The organism is Actinomyces sp. ICM39 (assembly GCF_000282935.1).
Lineage (GTDB): Bacteria > Actinomycetota > Actinomycetes > Actinomycetales > Actinomycetaceae > Pauljensenia > Pauljensenia odontolytica_B.
The window spans coordinates 1-3,298 of sequence record NZ_ALCB01000026.1; the positions used below are offsets into that span (position 1 = coordinate 1).

Sequence of the window (3,298 nt, forward strand, 5' to 3'; positions counted from 1 at the left end):
GGCGAGCCGTCCTCGGTGATGGCGACCGCGTCGCGCCCCGTCAGCGCGCGGCCCACCGCCGCTGCGTCGCGCACGGTCGCGCTCAGCATGACGACGCGCGGATCCGCGCCCAAGTGGTGGGCGATGCGCAGCAGACGGCGAACGACCAGTGCAATGTGCGAGCCGGTCACGCCGCGCCAATGGTGGGCCTCGTCGATGACGATGAGGCGCAGCGATGCCAGGAAACGCGACCACCGCTGGTGCGACGGCAGCATCACGTAGTGCAGGAAATCCGGGTTTGACAGGATCAGGTCAGCGCCCGCGCGCGCCCACTCCTTCGCCTCGTGCGGCGTGTCCCCATCCACGGTCGTCGCGCGCACGCGACGCAGTCGCTCATCGACGAGGCTGGGGCTTCCTTCCGGGTCCGCGCTCGCCTGTGCGTCGGCGGGCTTGTCGTCCTGGCCAAGCAGCGCCATGAGCGAGGCCAGCTGATCCGCCGCCAGAGCCTTCGTCGGAGCCAGGTACAGGGCGGTTGGGCGGCGGTGAATCGCGGAAATACGCGACGAATCCTCGGCTTCCACCAGGTCGGAGAGGATCGGCGTCCACGCGGCCAGCGACTTGCCCGAGCCGGTCCCCGTCGCGAGCGCGACGTCGCGACCCTCGCGCACAGCGTCAATGGCCTCGCGCTGATGAATCCACGGGCGCTCCACGCCGCGCCGCGCCCACGCGTCCGTGACCGCGGGCGACACCCACTGCGGCCAGTCCGCGATCTTTCCTGATCGGCCCGGCAGTGTCACGTGGCCGAGCAGCCGATCATCCCCGGCGCTCATGCGCTCCAGAACATCGAGCAGGTGCGCGGGAGAAGGAGAGGACAGGCCATCGCGCGGCCGATCGGGCGAGGAAGCCCCGGCCTCGTTCGACGAAGACGTCTCAGAAGCGGGTGAGAGGTCAGCGCTCATTCGCGCCCGGATTCACCGAGCCCCAGCGCCTCGGAGGCGGACTCCTTCACGTACTGGATCGCCGCGATACCCGTCGAAATACCCGACGAAATCGCGTCGCGCAGCTGCACGTCCGACAGTCCGGCCTCCGTATCCACGACGAAATCCGCGTACACGCCCAGCGTCCCCTCCGGCGAGGTCGCCGTGTACACCGTCGGGAAATACTTCTCGCGATTCCAATTGTCGGCCGTCGCAAACAGCGCGGGCTCCGCACTTTCCGCCGGCAGATCCGACTCCCACAGCGCGCGAATCGACAGGAAACGCCCCGACGTATCGAAAGACACCAGGAACGGAACATCGTCAAAAATCGCGCCCGCCGCACGACCCTTCTCGATCACGTCCAGCGCATAGCCCATCTCGCGCACAGCCTGAACGACCCGCTCAAAATCTGCGGGGTAGGGGGTCACCTCATCCTCGGGCACCACGTACGGAACGTTCACAGCGACACCTCCCGACCCTGGGAATCCCAATCCACGAACCCGGGCAACGTCACCTCAAGATCCGCGAAGAACCCCATAATCATCGACATGGACGTCTCAAAGAAATTATCCAACTGAGCCTGCGTGAGTCCCGACATCACCACGACGTTGCACTCCGCGATCAGGCCATACTGCGTGCCGTCCTCGAGGGGAGCCACGTACGCCTTCGGGCCCGTGCGCGTCGAATTGCAGGCCGCGACCTCGCGAGCGAGCTCGCCGAACTGCTCAGGCGTGCGCGCAATTCCGCGCCACTGAGCGCGCAACTGCAAAATCTGAGGGTTCGTCGCATTCCAGAAAAAAGCGGCATTCGGCGTCAAATACGCCAGCTCGCCCTCGTTGTAGTCGCCGAAACGCACGTCCCGAGAACGCAACAAATCCCGAATGCGATCGGTGCTGACAGGTGAAGATGTAGCCACTGACAACTCCCGCGTGAAACGTACAGAATCGGACACCCCCACTGTAACCGAGGCCTCTCTCCCGCGCGCGCCCACGTTGTCCGACAAGTCTTGACATGGGGCCTCCCGTCACTCTTCGACGAGGCCAGGGCAGGTACGCGGGGCGCCCACCCGCTGTGTGCTTGCCTTCGATTTGCAAGAAAGCGAAACCAATACACGCGCCCGCGCGTCCCTCCACTACAGTGGATACGAAATATCGCATCGACACGAACGGAGGACACCATGGACGACCCCAACGCTGCCCTGCCCTCCGACCCGGCCGTCGACGAGTCCTACACCAAAGGCTCACGCCCCGTGCGCCCCCGCGCGCGCTCGTCGGCATCCGCCGAGACCGCCGGCCGCTCCTCCCGAGCGGAGCGCGCCGCCGCAACCCAGCAGCCCGCCCGAGGACGCACCCCCGCACCCCAGGCCAACGGCGAGGTACCGGCGGCGAACGCGCCCCAGCCTCGTCGACTCCTGTCCGACTCCTGGTACCGGCTCAAGCTCGCGCGACGTCTCGGGGGCGTCACGATCTGCCTGCTGCTAACGATGCTCATCAGCCACGTGGCGCTCGCAACCGCGCCCGGGCAGGTCCTCGACACCATCCTCATGGAAGGCACGATGCGCTCGGCGAGCCGCTACGAGTCCTTCTCGATGCTCATCACGGGTATTGTGTCCGTGCCTGTCATGGTCGCGGCCGGCCTCGTTGTCGCCGTCGTCGCCGCTGCGCGACGTCGGCCCACGCTCGCCGGACGCGCCCTCGGTGCTGTCGTCGGTGCGAACGTCACAACCCAGATCCTCAAGGACTACATCCTCACCCGCCCCAACCTCGGAGTCACGACGGGGGCCGGAAACTCCCTGCCTTCCGGGCATACGACTGTCGCCGTGACCCTGTCGCTGGCCCTTATCGTGGTCGCACCCCAATGGTTCCGCAGCCCCTCCGCGTGGATCGGGTGGGCGTGGACCTCGCTCATGGGCGTGTCCGTCATGATGGAAGGCTGGCACCGGCCTTCCGACGTCATCACCGCCGCCCTCATCGCTGGGGCGTGGGCCCTCGCGTTGTCGCCCATCGAGCGGCGTCCCCGGCACGGCGCGAAAGTTCAACGTGTCATGGTGTGGGCGAGTCTCGGGCTCATCGTCATTGCGCTGCTGGCCACCGGAGCCGCCATGTGGGGCTTCAGTATGTCCGCCGCATCCCCCGGGTCCGGGTACGGTTTCGAGGACTTCCTGCAGATACGTCCCTGGCGTTCCCGCGTCCTCGGCGTCGCAGCCGTCGCGTGGGTGAGCGCCGTGTGCGGCCTCATCATGCACGAGGTCGACCGCCTCGCGGGCGAGTAAATCCTGCTGAGCGCCGCTGGTGTTCCGGCGGTGCTTGTGGCCCCACGGGTGTTCCGGGCGCCGGAGGGCC

4 protein-coding genes are annotated in these 3,298 nt (G+C 67.1%); 1 reads left to right on the forward strand and 3 read right to left on the reverse strand.

Going from position 1 to position 3,298, the window contains the following annotated elements:
* The 3 genes from HMPREF1137_RS01545 to HMPREF1137_RS01555 form a co-directional block, all read right to left on the reverse strand.
* A partial coding sequence (locus tag HMPREF1137_RS01545) for a DEAD/DEAH box helicase (RefSeq protein ID WP_155835388.1) occupies positions 1-809 on the reverse strand: 809 nt, incomplete at its 3' end.
* Between the two features lie 125 nt (positions 810-934).
* A complete protein-coding gene (locus HMPREF1137_RS01550) occupies positions 935-1,417 on the reverse strand; it encodes a YbjN domain-containing protein (RefSeq protein ID WP_007588049.1) in 483 nt (160 codons plus the stop codon).
* Positions 1,414-1,872, reverse strand: a complete 459-nt coding sequence (locus tag HMPREF1137_RS01555) for a YbjN domain-containing protein (RefSeq protein ID WP_034496262.1) — start codon at positions 1,870-1,872, stop codon at positions 1,414-1,416. The genes HMPREF1137_RS01550 and HMPREF1137_RS01555 overlap by 4 nt, the downstream gene beginning before the upstream one ends.
* Positions 1,873-2,133: 261 nt before the next feature.
* Between HMPREF1137_RS01555 and HMPREF1137_RS01560 the strand changes: the two genes are divergently transcribed.
* On the forward strand, positions 2,134-3,228 hold the full coding sequence (locus HMPREF1137_RS01560) for a phosphatase PAP2 family protein (protein WP_007588044.1): 1,095 nt from the start codon (positions 2,134-2,136) through the stop codon (positions 3,226-3,228).
* Positions 3,229-3,298: the final 70 nt, after the last annotated feature.

What these genes read in the sequence shown, in the direction of transcription:
- HMPREF1137_RS01560 (WP_007588044.1), top strand. Translation starts at nt 2,134, where the DNA reads ATGGACGACCCCAACGCTGCCCTGCCCTCCGACCCGGCCGTCGACGAG.